This window comes from Ursidibacter maritimus (assembly GCF_009761395.1).
Classification (GTDB): domain Bacteria; phylum Pseudomonadota; class Gammaproteobacteria; order Enterobacterales; family Pasteurellaceae; genus Ursidibacter; species Ursidibacter maritimus.
This window is the reverse complement of the sequence record NZ_LEKN01000034.1, coordinates 234565-250628: the sequence shown is the minus strand read 5'-3', so window position 1 is coordinate 250628 and position 16064 is coordinate 234565. Positions and strand designations below refer to the sequence as shown.

14 protein-coding genes and 1 tRNA gene are annotated in these 16064 nt (G+C 38.3%); 6 read left to right on the top strand and 9 right to left on the bottom strand.

Annotated features, from left to right (window positions below; translation table 11 throughout):
* Window positions 1–62 precede the first annotated feature (62 nt).
* From hemW to A1D26_RS07090, 3 genes are all read left to right on the top strand, one after another.
* A complete protein-coding gene (gene hemW, locus A1D26_RS07100) occupies window positions 63–1220 on the top strand; it encodes a radical SAM family heme chaperone HemW (protein WP_157403349.1) in 1158 nt (385 codons plus the stop codon).
* Window positions 1220–1972: a molybdopterin-synthase adenylyltransferase MoeB gene (gene moeB, locus A1D26_RS07095; RefSeq protein WP_157403348.1), complete on the top strand. Its 753-nt coding sequence runs from the start codon at window positions 1220–1222 to the stop codon at window positions 1970–1972. The genes hemW and moeB overlap by 1 nt, the downstream gene beginning before the upstream one ends.
* An 87-nt stretch (window positions 1973–2059) precedes the next feature.
* Window positions 2060–2135 (top strand) — tRNA-Asn (locus A1D26_RS07090).
* A gap of 141 nt (window positions 2136–2276) precedes the next feature.
* Here the strand turns inward: A1D26_RS07090 and A1D26_RS07085 are convergent.
* From A1D26_RS07085 to A1D26_RS07070, 4 genes are all read right to left on the bottom strand, one after another.
* Complete coding sequence (locus tag A1D26_RS07085) at window positions 2277–3257, bottom strand: AEC family transporter (RefSeq protein WP_157403347.1); 981 nt, start codon at window positions 3255–3257, stop codon at window positions 2277–2279.
* Between the two features lie 74 nt (window positions 3258–3331).
* Window positions 3332–4477: an acetylornithine deacetylase gene (gene argE / locus A1D26_RS07080; protein WP_157403346.1), complete on the bottom strand. Its 1146-nt coding sequence runs from the start codon at window positions 4475–4477 to the stop codon at window positions 3332–3334.
* Window positions 4474–5238 (bottom strand): DUF998 domain-containing protein, encoded by a 765-nt coding sequence (locus tag A1D26_RS07075; RefSeq protein WP_157403345.1) that lies wholly within the window; start codon window positions 5236–5238, stop codon window positions 4474–4476. Before A1D26_RS07075 ends, argE begins: the two co-directional genes overlap by 4 nt.
* 20 nt (window positions 5239–5258) lie before the next feature.
* Window positions 5259–6677 carry a basic amino acid/polyamine antiporter gene (locus A1D26_RS07070; RefSeq protein ID WP_157403344.1) on the bottom strand — a complete coding sequence of 473 codons (1419 nt, stop codon included), beginning with the start codon at window positions 6675–6677 and terminating at the stop codon, window positions 5259–5261.
* Window positions 6678–6926: 249 nt separating this feature from the next.
* On the opposite strand from A1D26_RS07070, the gene metK reads away from it, so the two are divergent.
* Window positions 6927–8081 carry a methionine adenosyltransferase gene (metK, locus tag A1D26_RS07065; RefSeq protein WP_157403343.1) on the top strand — a complete coding sequence of 385 codons (1155 nt, stop codon included), beginning with the start codon at window positions 6927–6929 and terminating at the stop codon, window positions 8079–8081.
* A gap of 123 nt (window positions 8082–8204) precedes the next feature.
* On the opposite strand, the gene metX is transcribed toward metK, so the two are convergent.
* Entirely contained in the window at window positions 8205–9278 is a 1074-nt protein-coding gene (gene metX, locus A1D26_RS07060; RefSeq protein WP_157403342.1) for a homoserine O-acetyltransferase MetX, read from the bottom strand.
* 232 nt (window positions 9279–9510) lie between these two features.
* Here metX and A1D26_RS07055 point away from each other — a divergent pair, with 232 nt between their 5' ends.
* Together A1D26_RS07055 and A1D26_RS07050 are read left to right on the top strand one after the other, a co-directional pair.
* Entirely contained in the window at window positions 9511–10407 is an 897-nt protein-coding gene (locus A1D26_RS07055) for a DMT family transporter (protein ID WP_157403341.1), read from the top strand.
* Window positions 10400–11113 carry a SanA/YdcF family protein gene (locus tag A1D26_RS07050; RefSeq protein ID WP_157403340.1) on the top strand — a complete coding sequence of 238 codons (714 nt, stop codon included), beginning with the start codon at window positions 10400–10402 and terminating at the stop codon, window positions 11111–11113. The genes A1D26_RS07055 and A1D26_RS07050 overlap by 8 nt, the downstream gene beginning before the upstream one ends.
* A gap of 24 nt (window positions 11114–11137) precedes the next feature.
* Here the strand turns inward: A1D26_RS07050 and A1D26_RS07045 are convergent, their stop codons facing one another.
* From A1D26_RS07045 to mglB, 4 genes are all read right to left on the bottom strand, one after another.
* Complete coding sequence (locus A1D26_RS07045; RefSeq protein ID WP_157403339.1) at window positions 11138–12346, bottom strand: sugar efflux transporter; 1209 nt, start codon at window positions 12344–12346, stop codon at window positions 11138–11140.
* 115 nt (window positions 12347–12461) lie between these two features.
* Complete coding sequence (gene mglC / locus A1D26_RS07040; protein WP_157403338.1) at window positions 12462–13472, bottom strand: galactose/methyl galactoside ABC transporter permease MglC; 1011 nt, start codon at window positions 13470–13472, stop codon at window positions 12462–12464.
* 18 nt (window positions 13473–13490) lie between these two features.
* Entirely contained in the window at window positions 13491–15008 is a 1518-nt protein-coding gene (gene mglA, locus A1D26_RS07035) for a galactose/methyl galactoside ABC transporter ATP-binding protein MglA (protein ID WP_157403337.1), read from the bottom strand.
* 50 nt (window positions 15009–15058) lie between these two features.
* Window positions 15059–16051 (bottom strand): galactose/glucose ABC transporter substrate-binding protein MglB, encoded by a 993-nt coding sequence (gene mglB / locus A1D26_RS07030; RefSeq protein WP_157403336.1) that lies wholly within the window; start codon window positions 16049–16051, stop codon window positions 15059–15061.
* Between the last annotated feature and the right edge of the window lie 13 nt (window positions 16052–16064).

Sequence of the window (16064 nt, the reverse complement as noted above, 5' to 3'; positions counted from 1 at the left end):
AAAAGGCGACAAGGGATAATGTCGCCATTTTTATGCGTATCTAACCCTATTTATTTAATAACGTGAAATTAACTTTACCTCCATTAAGCCTTTATATCCATATTCCTTGGTGTGTGCAGAAATGCCCTTATTGCGATTTCAATTCTCACGCCCAAAAAGGCATTATTCCTGAAACAGAATATATCCAACATTTATTATTAGATTTAGAACAAGATTTGGTGCGTTATCGACAAGCGATCGGTGATCGTAAAATTCACTCAATTTTTATTGGGGGCGGTACACCGAGTCTATTTTCTGCACAAGGGATTAGCCATTTGTTAGCAGAAATTCGTAAACGTATTGATTTTGAACCGAATATTGAAATCACGTTAGAGGCAAACCCCGGTACAGCCGAAGCGGAGCGTTTTATTGGTTATGCTCAAGGTGGTGTTAATCGTATCTCAATGGGTATTCAAAGTTTTGAGCCTGAAAAACTGTTAAAGCTAGGACGTATTCACGATAGCCAAGAGGCTAAACAAGCGGTTAGATTTGCACAAAATTCTGCAAGTTTCGGATTGCGTAGTTTTAACGTCGATTTAATGCACGGATTACCTAATCAGTCGGTAGATCAAGCATTGAATGATCTTCGTCAAGCTATCGCTCTTGCTCCTCCACATCTCTCGTGGTATCAATTAACGATTGAGCCGAATACGATGTTTTATTATCGCCAGCCAACTTTGCCCGATGATGATGAATTATGGGATATTTTTGAGCAAGGGCATCAGTTGTTGAGTCAGGCTGGCTATGTTCAATATGAAACGTCTGCTTATGCAAAACAGGGCTTTCAATGCCAGCATAATTTAAACTATTGGCGATTTGGCGATTATTTAGCTATTGGCTGTGGGGCCCACGGTAAAATCAGTTATACAACAGGCGAGATTTATCGCTTTAGTAAAACAAAACACCCAAAAGGCTATATGCGTGGTGAGTACTTGTATCAACAAGAGCAAATTGCATTGGCAGATCGCCCTTTTGAGTTTTTTATGAACCGTTTTCGTTTATTAGAACCAACTCCCAAAGCCGAATTTGAGACTTATACAGGTTTGAATATGGCTGAAGTCGCAACAACAATGCAATGGGCGTTAGATAAAAACTATTTAGTCGAAACCGCAGAAACTTGGCAAATTACGCAACAAGGTAAGTTATTTTTAAATGAATTGTTAGAGGGATTTTTAACTTAATGGAACTGACAGATCATGAGATATTACGTTATAACCGTCAAATTAGTTTAAAAAGTGTCGATTTTGACGGGCAAGAGCGTTTAAAAGCAAGTCGAGTATTGATTGTTGGGCTTGGCGGATTGGGCTGTGCTGCATCGCAATATTTAGCCAGTGCAGGTATCGGACATTTAACGTTAGTCGATTTTGATCGGGTTTCTTTATCCAATTTACAACGTCAAATTTTACATACTGATGCCACGATTGGTGAGCTTAAAGTTGTATCGGCTAAACAACGATTAACACAAATTAACCCGAATATCGAGATCGAAACTGTTACAGAAAAACTAAATGATGAACAATGGCAAGCATTGATTGCTCACTATGATGTTGTTGTCGATTGTACGGATAATGTGGAAGTCCGCAATCAGCTTAATTTGCAATGTTTTCAGCAAAAACGACCGCTTGTTTCTGGTTCTGCGATTCGTTTTGAAGGGCAGATTTCTGTGTTTCGCTATCAAAAAGGGGAACCTTGCTACCAATGTTTGAGCCAATTATTCGGGCAAAATGTATTGAGTTGTGTTGAAGCAGGGGTCATTGCCCCGATTGTAGGCGTAGTCGGAAGTTTACAAGCACTTGAAACCATTAAAGTGTTATTGGATATCGGTTCAACCTTATCTGGTAAATTATTGATAATAGATGGCTTAAATTTTGCGATGAGAGAAATGAAACTACCCAAACAAGTAAATTGTTCAGTTTGTTGTAAGGATCATTAATTTTTTTAATAAAATTAAAGAATTGCAAAGATTGGTCATACCGTTTGACGAGCTTTGTCATTTTTCCTATTATTCACAGCGATTAGTTCCTCTTTAGTTCAGTCGGTAGAACGGCGGACTGTTAATCCGTATGTCGCTGGTTCAAGTCCAGCAAGAGGAGCCAACTAATTTCCTCCTTTAGTTTTTTACTTTTGGTCCTGTTTTATTTGTCTCCTTTTATAAAACAGAAATTCAAACCTCCAGAATAAGATCAAAAGATTCGCCCTCATTGTTGAGGGCTTTTTTTTGCCTGTTTTTTAGCGTTCTATATCCATTGCAGTTGCTTTAAGATAAAAATGCCAAAGCTAGATGTAAACATATAGCCAAGCATTGTTACCGCAATAATATTGGCACTAGCAGTGGCATCGCCGCCAAAATTTCTGACCATTGCATAGCTAGCTGAAGCAACTGGGGTTGAAGACATTAAGAATAGAATGCCTAAAGGCATTGGATCTAAATTTAAGATAAATTTTCCAATAAAAATAGTAAGCAGAGGAGATACGATTAAACGTCCAAAGCTCGCCCACCACACAATACTATTGGCTTGAGTTTGATTTTCTTGGTTGTTTTTGAACCGCTTTAGTTGTTTAAAATCTAGACTTGCACCTGCACAAATTAGAGCGATAGGGAGAGCGATATTAGCAAGATAATCCCCTGTGCGTAAAATAGATCTCGGTAACGGAATATCAAATTTACTCACAATTAGCCCAAGTACAATGCCAATAATGAGTGGATTGGTCATTAATGATTTTACCATTCTCGGCAAACTAAGTTTTCCAGTACTGAGGGAATTGGTTAGGGTAATCACCGCAAGGACATTAAACAGTAGTGTGATACAAGCAGTATAAACCGATGCAGGAACCGTTGCCATTGCACCATAAGCATTGATACAAAGAGCCAAGCCTAGAATACCTGAGTTCCCTCGAAAAATCCCTTGCACGAAAATGCCCCGATAAGATTTATCTCGAATATACCGTATCGCAAGCCATTCACTACTAAAGTAGATGATAAAAGTGCTGAGAAACCCTGCTCCCACAAGCCAAATTTGGCTACTGTAATCGGCAGGTTGTTTTACAATGTTGATAAATAATAGCGCAGGCAGAGCAATATTAAACACAAGTTTGGACGCAACGTGACAGAAGTGGTCGTCTAACATTCTACGTCGCCGTAAAACAATACCTAGTAATAGCATTAAAATAGTCGGCAAGGTCACGCTTAAACTAAATTGCAGAGATTGTAAGAACATAGTTTCTCCTAGTAAGCGGTGGGTTTAACGGTATATTTTGCAAATATTTTCCCTAAACTCACCGCTTATCTGCATTATGCGCAAAAATGATAGATCAACTTAGTCAATAATTTTTGCGTCGGGTCGATAAATTCAGCAGATAAAAATTCATCTGGCTGATGAGCTTGTTCAATTGCTCCAGGTCCTAGCACTAACGTTGGACAGAGCTGCTGAATAAAAGGGGCTTCTGTACAGTAATTAACTGCATCACACTTTTCCCCTAATAATTTTTCCACCACCTGTACAATTTGAGCGGAATGTTCGCATTCATAGCCTGCAATACCTGCGTGTAAATGGCGGATTTCAATGCGATCTCCCCATTTTTCGATGAGCGGTGCAAGGTTTTCAGCTAATAATTCTTGCAAATCTTTGATGGCTAAGGCGGGTAATGGACGTATTTCTACCTGTAATTCACAGCAAGCACAAATACGATTGAGAGCATCGCCACCCTGAATATTGCCGAAATTCATTGTAGGATGAGGCACTTTGAATAGTTCATTGCGATATTGTTGTTGCAGTTGGTTGCGTAGCCCAATTAAATTTCCTGTCACTTCGTGCATAATTTCAATCGCATTGATTCCGTTTGCAGGATCGCTTGAATGTCCTGATTTACCAATAACACGAATAGCTTCCGCTAAATGTCCTTTATGGGCTCGTATAGGTTTTAGTGAAGTGGGTTCGCCTATGATGGCACAATCAGGGCGAATGTGAGCGTGTTGAGCAAAAGTTCTTGCACCTAGCATTGTGGTTTCTTCATCGGCAGTGGCTAGAATGCGTAGTGGTTTGGTTAATTGAGTAAGGTCAATTTGACTAACAGCCTCCACCACAAATGCAAAAAAGCCTTTCATATCTGCAGAACCAAGCCCATAGAATTTGCCATTTTTTTCAGTGAGTGTGAATGGGTCAATCGTCCAACGTCCTTCATCAAACGGAACCGTATCGGTATGGCCTGCAAGCACTAATCCGCCTTCACCTTCGCCATAGGTGGCTAGCAAATTATATTTCTCACGACTGCCTTCTACGGCGATAATCTCTGTTTTAAAACCAAAATCAGTTAACCAAGTGGCTAGTAATTCAATAAGAGCTTTATTAGAAATATCGTATTTTTCTTCTAAGCTGCTAATGGTTGGAATCGCAATGAGTTGGCGGTATCGTTCAATAAAAGGAATTTGAGTCGTCATTTTTTCACCTGTCTTAAAATAGCAAAACCAAGCGCAACTTCCCATAACATAATAGTTGTAATGCCTAGTCTTTCAAATAAAGCCAAATACGGTAATGGCAAAAATAGTGTGATGAAAATCGCTGCTGTACCGATTAGCCCCGCAAGAATAGAGAAATTTTTAAATGTAGATTGTCGGCGAGATTTTATGCCAAATCCTATCATTAACATTGCAAGGTTTCCGCATAGAAAGGTGAGTGATCCACCCAAATTTTGTACTGCATTCTCGATATATTTACCGCTTTGGGTAGAGTAAAGAATAACCATTCCGCAGCTAAACAAGAGGGCACTGAAGCCACTAATAAGACGAAAGCGTTGGGTAATGCGGGTCACACCAAGTAGATAAATAAAGAAAAAGAGATAGCCTTGCACTAAGAATGATGCTCTCATCGCGAATGATAAGGGGGAATTAACCGTAACATTATTATCAATTATTGTGCCATTCGGTAAGCTCAGTTCAAATGAAGTGTGATGCAAATAAGCAGCTAAAGATACTTCGCTAAATAAAATTGCTATCAATTCAGTAAACAGGTAATAGATCCCAATAAATATCGATAGAATAGCAACAAACTTTATTGATAGCGATTGAGCTTGACGTACGCAAGGGTACATCAAGAAAGGGTAAAACTTGATCACAAAAGATCCATTTGTAAAATAGTCTTCAATTTTTTGATATTGCTCCCCGAGCTGATGAGCAAGTTGTTTGATTTTTTCAGATTTCATTATTAGTCCATTGTTAATTTTTATGACCAACTCATATTGGTAACACTGTAATAGACCGAAACGATAAAGAGTAAGCTTATTGCACATAACAATACTTTTTCGTAGCGGTTAAACGTAAATGCCTTACCTTGATTATACTGATAGTGGGAGTAGATAAATACAGCTATTCCCGGCATATATAGCAGTACAGAGAGTAGTAAATAATCTAAACCTGCGGCATAAACAATCCATAATGCATAAAGTGAAGACATGAGTCCTGTTAATTTAATATACCAAGCAGCAGATTGTTTTATTGCAGTTTTAAGAAGATAAGCACTGACTAAAAAGTAAGGTACTAGAATCATCGCTGTTGATATTTGAATTAATACGTTATATCCCTTACCTGTGAATAGTACCAATAGCAAACTAATTTGAATGGTGATATTGGTAAGCCATAATCCGCCAATTGGAGTACCGTTTTTATTGGTCTTATTTAATGATTGTGGGAAATTATGGCTTTTTGCGGCTTGGTAGGGGATTTCAGATGAAAACATTGTCCAGCTCATATAAGACGCTAAAACAGAAACAATTAAGCAAAATGTAATGATGATCTTACCGCTTGCACCAATCAAATGTTCTAATATTCCCGCCATAGATGGATTTGGCATTTGGGCAATGACTTCTCTTGGCAAAATACCCAATGAAAATACTGTGATGGCTACGTAGAGTACTAGCGTGATTAAGATACCCAATAAAGTTGCTAGCCCAACATCACTCTTTTTCTTGGCGTGTGCTGATAGGATTGATGCGCCTTCTACGCCAACAAAAACCCAAAGTGTAATTAACATTGTTCCTTTCACTTGTTCTAATAAAGGTTGTTGTAAACTTGCACCATCAAAATCGTGAGCAAATTGAGTTGGAGAGAAGTACCAAATGGTTAAACCAATGAATAAAAAGAGTGGTAATGTTTTTACAATGGTCGCAATTAAATTAACAGATGCAGCTTCTTTAATACCCCGAGCAATCAGCAAATGGACAAGCCAAACAATAGTAGATGCACCTAAAATAGCGGCTATGGTATTTCCTTTGCCGAATAGTGATAAACTTGGCGTATCAACAAAAGTACCAATACCTTCAAATGCAACAACCAAATAGCCAACGCTACCAATGGCTGTACAGAGCCAATAGCCCCAAGCTGCAAGGCTACCGACTAAATCACCAAAGCCTTCACGAGCATAGGTATAAACTCCACCATCTAACTCAGGTTTAAGGCGAGAGAGGAAGAAAAAAGAGAGTCCAAGAAAAACAATCCCTATCCCCGTGATAAGCCAGCCTATTAATAGTGCTTCTGCACCTGCAACTTCTGCCATATTTTGCGGTAAGCTAAAAATACCAAAGCCGATCATTGAGCTTAACACTAGAGCGGTGAGAGAAAATAGTCCAATTTTACCTTTAGACATAAAAAAACCTGTGAAATTATAATTTGTGTGAGATTTTACCCTATAACGCCAATATTCTAAATCGCTAAACGGAATTTGATCAGAAAAACTATTTGTCATTCATTTCTAAAAAATATATTATAGACGTCTAGACGGAAAAACATCTAAAAAATTTGGTGCAAGCGGTCAGATAATCTTAATGTTTTGCAAAAAAATGCTGAAATCTGACCGCTTGTGTATAAAAATGGTTAAATTTAAATAGGATAAAAAATGGCTATCAATTTATTTACATCAGAATCTGTATCAGAAGGACATCCAGATAAAATCGCCGATCAAATTTCAGATGCGGTTTTAGATGAAATTTTAAAACAAGATCCAAAAGCGCGTGTTGCTTGTGAAACTTATGTAAAAACAGGTATGGCTCTCGTGGGTGGGGAAATTACGACATCAGCGTGGGTTGATATTGAAAATTTAACTCGTCAAGTGATCTGTGATATTGGTTATACGCATTCCGATATGGGATTTGATGCTCACTCTTGTGCAGTGTTGAACGCTATTGGTAAACAATCACCAGATATTAACCAAGGGGTTGATCGTGCAAGCCCATTAGAGCAAGGTGCAGGCGACCAAGGTATTATGTTCGGTTATGCAACTAATGAAACAGAAGTGTTAATGCCAGCACCGATCACTTATGCACATCGCTTAATGGAACAACAAGCAAAAGTGCGTAAAAGTGGTAAATTGGATTGGTTACGTCCAGATGCGAAAAGCCAATTAACCTTTATTTACGAAGATAACAAAATTAAAGGTATTGACGCTGTTGTTCTATCTACTCAACACGCAGAACACGTTTCACAAAAGGATGTATTTGAGGGCGTGATGGAAGAGATTATTAAACCAATCTTACCAAGTGAGTGGTTAAGCCAAAGTACAAAATACTTTATTAACCCAACAGGCCGTTTTGTAATTGGTGGGCCAATGGGTGACTGTGGTTTAACTGGTCGTAAAATTATTGTTGATACTTACGGTGGTGCGGCTCGTCATGGTGGTGGTGCATTCTCAGGCAAAGATCCATCAAAAGTAGACCGCTCAGCTGCTTATGCTGCACGTTATGTGGCTAAAAATATTGTGGCAGCCGGTTTAGCAGACCGTTGTGAAATCCAGCTCTCTTATGCGATCGGTATTGCAGAACCAACATCAATCATGGTAGAAACTTTTGGCACAGGTAAAGTCAGCAATGAAGTATTGGTAAAATTAGTTCGTCAATTCTTTGATTTACGCCCTTATGGCTTAATTCAAATGCTTGATTTAATTCGTCCAATCTATCGTGAAACTGCGGCTTACGGACACTTTGGTCGTGAACATTTCCCTTGGGAAAAAACAGATAAAGCAGCGGAATTAAGAGAAGCGGCTGGTTTAAAATAAGACAATTCTAATGAAATCCTCTAATTATTCTATTAGGGGATATTATGGAGCATACGCAATGGTGTAATGGGCGATCTAGTCATTATTTTGCCGATTACACCAATTTTTAAATTGGGATTTCTCTTATTTAGCTAAACCCTTCTTAATCATTTCTTCAAAGAATGCGTAATCGACTAAGAACGCATCGTGTCCAAAATTAGAGTGAAACTCATAGAAATCAACGGGAACCCCCGAATTTTCAAGTTGTTGTTTACTCTTGTGTAAATCGACTTGTTTGAATAGCTGATCGCTTGTTACACCAACTAATGTGTAATTGGCTTTTATGCGAGAAAGGGCAGCCTGTTCATTTTCAAAACCAAGTGTAGGATCATAGAGATCTAAAGCTCTTAATAGACGTAAATAGCTATTCGCATCAAAGCGATCAAGAAATTTAATACCTTGATAGCTTAAGTAAGACTCGACTTGGAAATAATCGCCCCATACTTCTGTGTGCTGTTTTGTTTCACGTCCAAAAGCTTTTGCTAATTGAATATCTGTACGATAGGTTAGCATACCTAGCATTCGAGCGATTTTTAACCCATTATCAGGTGCCATTCCTTGATAGTAATCACCACCGTTAAAATTAGGATCGTTGATAATGGCTTGTCGCATAACGTGATTAAAACCAATCGCTTCAGCGCTCAAGGTAAGGGATGAACAGAGATTAACAATGTTATCGACAAAATCAGGATAATAAATTGCCCACTGTGTTGCTTGCATTCCACCAAAAGAACCGCCTACAACAGCTTTTAAATGAGGAATTTCCAAATAGTCAATTAAGGCTTTTTGTACACGAACAATATCTTGCACTGTAATTACAGGGAATTGACTACCATAAGGTTGGTTAGTCATTGGATTAATCGATGCTGGACCAGTCGTGCCTTTACAACCCCCTAATACATTTGAGCAGATAAAAAAATATTTATCAGTGTCGAAAGCTAACCCCGACCCAATAAAATCTTGCCACCAGCCTTTATCGGCTGGCGCAGCATAATAAGGCTCGGCATCACCTGTTAAAGCGTGGCAGAGTAGAACTGCATTGCTTTTATCAGCATTTAGCGTACCGTAGGTTTGATAGGCAATATTAATGGGTGAGAGCATTCCACCTAACACAAGTTCAAGTGGAGTATCCTCAAAAAGTGTAACCGACTGTGCCATATTGTCCCTATCTATCCTTAATTATTTGCAAAATTTTATATAAATCTAACCGCTTAATTGGCTCGCAGAATATGAGTGAATAAATTAACGATAGCAGTACGATTTGTCAAGAAATTTTAGACGTCTAAACGTCTAGATTTTTAAATGGCTAAATCAAGCAAAGAATTACCTTGCAATTTTTACTAGCTCGGCTATGCTACGAGACTATTTTTATCGAAAGCAATTAGATTTTATGCAGACACATCAACCAGTTAAAGGTGCAATAGCCATTATTACAGCAGGTGTATTATTTGCTTGTGTGAATACCTTAATTCCAAAGCTCACCTCAGTTTCTCCAATTGACGCGAGCGTGATTGCATTGGTGCAGTATTTGGTGGCGTTTTTATTTTTAATGCCAAGTATGGCAACAATGGGCTTTTTTCAATCTCTGAAAACTAAGCATTTTGGACAGCATTGTTTCCGCGTGTTTCTCTCAGCCATAGGGATTCAATGTTGGACAATGGCGTTGGCGCATCCTATTCCTATTTGGCAAGGAATTGCATTGTTGATGACATCGCCGTTATTCGTTACTATCGGTTCAGGTTTATTACTCAAAGAGAAAGTAGATCGTAAACGTTGGATTGCGACTTTTTTAGGTTTTATCGGTGCAATGATTATTTTAGAGCCTTGGTCAGAAAATTTTGATTGGATTGTTCTATTGCCTGTTGCAGCCGCATTCTTTTGGGCGTGCTATTCTCTAATGGTAAAAAAACTTTCTAGCGAAGATTCGCCAACCACAATGGTAGCGTATCTATTTATTTTAATTACGCCGTTTAATATCTTAATTGCCCTAACTAATTTAAGTCCAACTGGGTTTAGCTTGCCATCCTTTAGTGATTTTGGTTTTCTGATTTTACTTGGCTTCTTTACAGCGTTGGCGCAATTAGCGGTGGCAAAAGCCTATAATTTAGCGGATGCCTCTTATATTCAGCCATTTGACTTTATTAAATTGCCATTAAATGTATTGGCGGGGTGGCTAGTATTTAATTGGGTTCCACCAGGTAAATTATGGTTAGGTGCTGGGATTATTATTGTTGCAACAATGTATATTACTCACGCAGAAACTAAACAGTCTAAACAGAATGAATGATCCGATTTCAGCTATAACAGAACAAGATAAGCCACAAGCCACTTTGAAACAAAAAGTGGCTCGTGCTTTTCTACGTTGTTATAAATGGCTTTTGGGCTTATTTTTTTCATTTGTATTGATGGTATTGTTGATTGATATTGGCACAAGCTATTGGGTAGAAGATCAAATCTATACCGAAATTGATAACCTACCACAGCGTGAATATACGGTAGTATTAGGAACTGCAAAATATTATTCATCAGGTACACCTAATTTATATTATAAATATCGGCTTGATGCCGCGATGCAACTTTATCGGGCTCATAAATCTAGTTATTTCGTAATGAGTGGAGATAATCAGACCGCTTATTATAATGAACCCAAAACGATGACGAATGATTTGCGTAGGATGGGTATGCAAAATCAATATATCCTGCAAGATTATGCCGGTTATAACACCTTTGATTCCGTTATTCGTGCAGATAAAGTATTCAAATTGCCACCTTTTACGATTATTTCTCAACGATTTCACTGTGAAAGGGCATTGTTTATTGCTAAATTCCATCAAATTGATGCAATTTGTTTTGTCGCAAAATACCCAGAACAGCATTATAAAGTGAGAATAAGAGAGTTATTTGCTCGTACCGCAATGTTATTCAATTTACTTATTGGGGCACAAGCAACTACATTGGAGGAGTCCAGAATTACTGAATTAGGTAGTCAGTAATCTGTGTAGCGAACAAAATTGTTACTAAATTTTTCTCACAAACCACATCAAAATCAGAGCAATAACACATAAGCCAATCGCTAAATACCAAGTACTATGATAACCAAACTGACTTGCCATTATACCTGCAATCGGGCCAGCAGTTACCCAACTGGCAGAGCCTGTATTGGTAAAAAGTGTGGTTGCCGTTCCCATCTTATATGGCATTAAATCTTGGAAGTAAATCATTCCGATTGAAGCAAGAATGCCGACAAATAAACCGTTGAGTAATTGGCTAGCAATCAGTTGCCACTCTGTTGTAGCAAGAGATAAGCAGAGGTAATAGCCAATACCCGCTACAATACCCATGAGCATAAGGCTTTTTTTACTAATAAATTTGGTACAGTAGCCAGCAATCAGCATTACTGGGATCTCAATAGCGGCAGCCGTTCCCATCAAAAGCCCAGCCAAGCGGTCGGATAGCCCTAAACTTTCACTTAAATAGATTGGCATATTGATAAACACCATACTGTTACAAGTCCAGACAAATAGGCACGTAAAGCAGAGCAAAATGACAGAGTTACGATTACTACTAATCCCTTCTTCTCGCAGTTGCTCATCTTCGCTATTTGCAATTTGTGGCTCAGAACTGACCGCTTGTGGCAGCATCAAGATCACAATAATGATCGACATTGCAAAAATCGTTGCTGCGGCACAGTACATAAAGGTAAAACCGAATTGATCAGAAAGCAGATAGGCAAGAGGAGGGCCTACAATCCAAGCTAACGAAAGTTGTGCTCTTAATACGGTATTAAACATTGTACTATCTCGTTTTTGACTTTTACTATATTCACGAGAAAGTGCAAAAAGCTGCGATGAGGCGGATGAGCCTAACCCTAAAATTAACGTGCCCAAAATTAGTAAGACATAATAATCTCGATTGAAAGCAAAGAGTAAGCACCCAAACATTTGCATTACGCAGCTTAGTGCAATAATCAGTTTACGGTTGGGATAGCGGTCGGAGTAGTGTGCTACAATTTGACTGAGTACCATCGAAACCAATGAATTGACGGAATAAAACAGCCCCACCATCATCGGATCACTAGTCACTTCTTTATGTAGATAAACGGTTAATGCAGGAATGCGTAATGCCCCTGCAAGTCCTGTCATAAAAATGACAATCAAAAAGGCAGCGGATGCAGAGGTTAAAAGTCGGCGACTAATATTAGGTTGCAATGGATTAAGCGGTTGCATAATTTAAGAAAAGTAATTGAAATATAGGGCATTATAAAGGAATAAAATGCTACTGGATTAATTGAAATAAAAAAGAAGGCGAGAGAGTATCTCGCCTTAGCTTAAAGTAATTTAATTATTTTTTCTTCGCATATTTTAACGAGTCAATCGCAACCGCTAGGATGATGATGCTACCTTTAATGATATATTGCCAGTAAGGGTTTACGCCGATATAGGTTAAGCCGTAGTTAATAACTGTAAAGATTAACACCCCAGTAATAACACCGATAACCGTACCTACACCACCAGCGAAAGATACACCACCTACGACGCAAGCGGCAATTGCATCTAATTCGTACATAAAGCCTAAGTTATTGGTTGCACTACCGATACGACCCGCTTCAAGCATACCGCCGAAACCGTAGAATACGCCCGCAATCATATAAATGACAACAAGGTTACGAGCCACGTTTACGCCTGATACTTTGGCAGCTTCAGGGTTACCACCGATAGCAAAAATATTTTTACCAAAGCGAGTTTTATTCCACATAATCCACACTAGTAGTGAAGCAATGGCTGCATAAATCGTAATATATGAGAGATTAAATGAGCCGATTCTAAAGAAACCTTGTGCAAAACTAGAGAAACTTTCGTTAAAACCTGCAATTGGTGATGAGCCTACTGCATCGTAATATAATGAGTTAATACCATAAACGATGATCATTGTACCCATTGTGGCAATAAATGGGGTAACATTGAGATAGGCAATAACTAAGCCATTTACCAAACCAATAACCGCACCAATCGCACAAACGGCAAGAATAACTACAGGAATTGGAATTTCACTTAAATTAGGAAATACCTTATTCATATTATCCATTGCTTGTAGCAAGGTGGCTGAAATGACAGCAGCAAGCCCTACTTGGCGACCAGCTGATAAGTCAGTACCTTGAGTAACGAGCAAGCCTGCAACCCCAAGGGCAATAATTAGACGTACAGAAGATTGCGTCAAAATATTACTGAAGTTACGTAAACTCAAGAAACTAGGATCTTGGGCAATAATGATGATTAAAAGTATCAATAATACGAAGTAAATCGCATTTTGTTTGAGAAAATCTAAAGATTTATTTTGTGTTAGCGTGGACATAATTCATTTCCTTCTAGCTTATAAATATTTTGCCGCAAGTTGCAAAATCTCTTCTTGAGATGTTTTCGCCGTTTCAACAATCCCTGCAACTTTACCGTTACTCATTACTAAAATACGGTCGGTTACACCCAGTAATTCAGGCATCTCTGATGAGATCATAATGATCCCTTTATCTTTTTGAGCCAATTGCATAATGAGTTGATAAATTTCATATTTCGCCCCAATGTCGATACCACGGGTAGGTTCATCAAGCATGAGAATGTCAGGTTGAGTTAATAACCAGCGTCCGATAACAACTTTTTGTTGGTTACCACCCGAAAGCGAGCCTATATTGGTGCGATGTGAAGGGGTTTTGACATTCATTGAATCAATAACCCATTGTGTATCACCTCTCATTTTTTTATTGCTGAGTAAGCCGAATGAGCCGATATAAGATTTCATATTAGAAATCAAAGAGTTAAATTCAATACTGAGATTAGCATAAATCCCTGTGGAACGGCGTTCCTCGGTGACTAAAGCAAAACCATTGTTAATGGCTTCTAAAGCGGTACGATTTGCCATTTCTTTTCCGTGTAATTTCACGCTACCACTTTTTCGCTCACGCACACCAAAAATCGTTTCAACAATATCGGTACGTTTCGCTCCAACAAGTCCTGCAATACCTAAAATTTCGCCTTTGCGTAATTCAAAACTGACATCTTGAATAGAAGGCTGGTTGAGTGCAGTAAGATTTTCAACTTCCAAAATGACTTCTTTAGGCGTATTGGTTTTGGGTGGGAAACGTTGAGTTAATTCACGTCCAACCATCATTGCCACAATATTATCCATTGTGGTTTCTTTAACAGGAACTGTGTTGATCCATTTGCCATCACGCAAAATAGTAATTTCATCACAAATTTTAAAAATTTCGTCCATTTTGTGAGAAATATAGATGATACCACAACCACGTTGTTTTAATTTCTGAATGATTGTGAATAAATGTTCGACTTCTTTTTCAGAAAGAGATGATGTCGGTTCATCCATAATCACAATTTTTGCATTATAAGAGAAAGCTTTGGCAATCTCGATCATCTGCATTTGAGATACGGAAAGATTGGCTACTTTCTCTTTCGGATCAATATCAATATCTAATTCATCAAAAATGGCTTTTGTTTCACGATACATTTTAGCGTGATCGACAAAAAAGCCTTTTAATGGATAACGTCCGAGCCATAAATTATCCATTACGCTACGCTGACGAACTAAGTTTAATTCTTGGTGAACCATCGAAATTCCGTTTTCCAATGCTTCTTTTGAAGTTTTGAAATTAACAGGTTTGCCGAGAAAAAGAATTTCCCCTTCATCTTTCGCATAGATACCGAATAAACATTTGAGCAGTGTTGATTTGCCTGCACCGTTTTCGCCCATTAAAGCGTGAACAGAGTGAGATTTAACGGTTAAATTTGCGTGATCGAGGGCTTTTACACCAGGAAAGGATTTGCTGACATTTGCCATTGTAAGAAGAACTTGGCTGTCTTGTGTAATTTGTACTGTCATATCCAACCTCATAAAAAAGGGGAGGCGAACCTCCCCCCAGTTACTACTTTTTATTTTAAGAATTCAGCAAGATTGTCTTTATCAATACCAACGTATGGAATACGCACGATACGATCTTTTAATTGCCATTTAGTTCCTTCAGTTGCAGGTTTACCTGCCGCTAGGTTTGCAGACATTTGTACAATCGCTTTACCTTGGTTTACACCATCGTTTAATACTGTACCTGCAATTTCACCTTTTTGGATAAGTTGTAATACTTCAGGTAACGCATCTACACCGAAAATTGGTAATTTTTTGCCGTGAGCTTTAGTTGCTTCTAATGCACCCATTGCCATACCGTCATTGTTTGCAATAATCACTTCGATATCTTTGGCTTTAGAGCTAGATAACCAAGCATCTGTTTTATCTTTTGCAAGTGCTGCGTCCCACATACCTGTATCATTGAATAATTCTTGGGTTTGAATACCAACAGCATTTAACTGTTCAATAACATATTTAGTACGCGCTTCTGCATCAGGGTGACCTGGTTCGCCTTTTAAGAGCACATATTGAATTTTGCCATCTTTATTTAAGTCATAAGCTGGGTTTGCTTTCCAGTGTTTTGCAATTAAATCACCTTGAATAACACCAGATTCTTGTGGGTTTGTACCAACATAGTAAGCATTTTTATAGCCAGAGATCACTTTTTCACCTGGATCTTTATTAAAGAAAATAACAGGAATTTCATCTGGTTTTGCTTTGCCTACAATAGTTGGTGCGGCAGATGGATCAACTAAGTTGATAGAAAGTACTTTAACGCCTTTTGAAATCAATACATCAACTTGGTCGTTTTGGATTGATTGCGCATTTTGAGAGTCGTTCATCAATAATTCGATGTTTTTATATTGAGTTGCTTCTTTCTCAATTTCTTTACGCATTAAAGACATAAAGTTGTCATCATATTTATAGATAGTTACACCAACACGATCAGCCGCTTGAGCTGAGCTTGCCATTACGCCTAAACCAACAGCTAATGCAAGTGTGCTTAACACAGTTTTTTTCATAATCAGGCTCCTA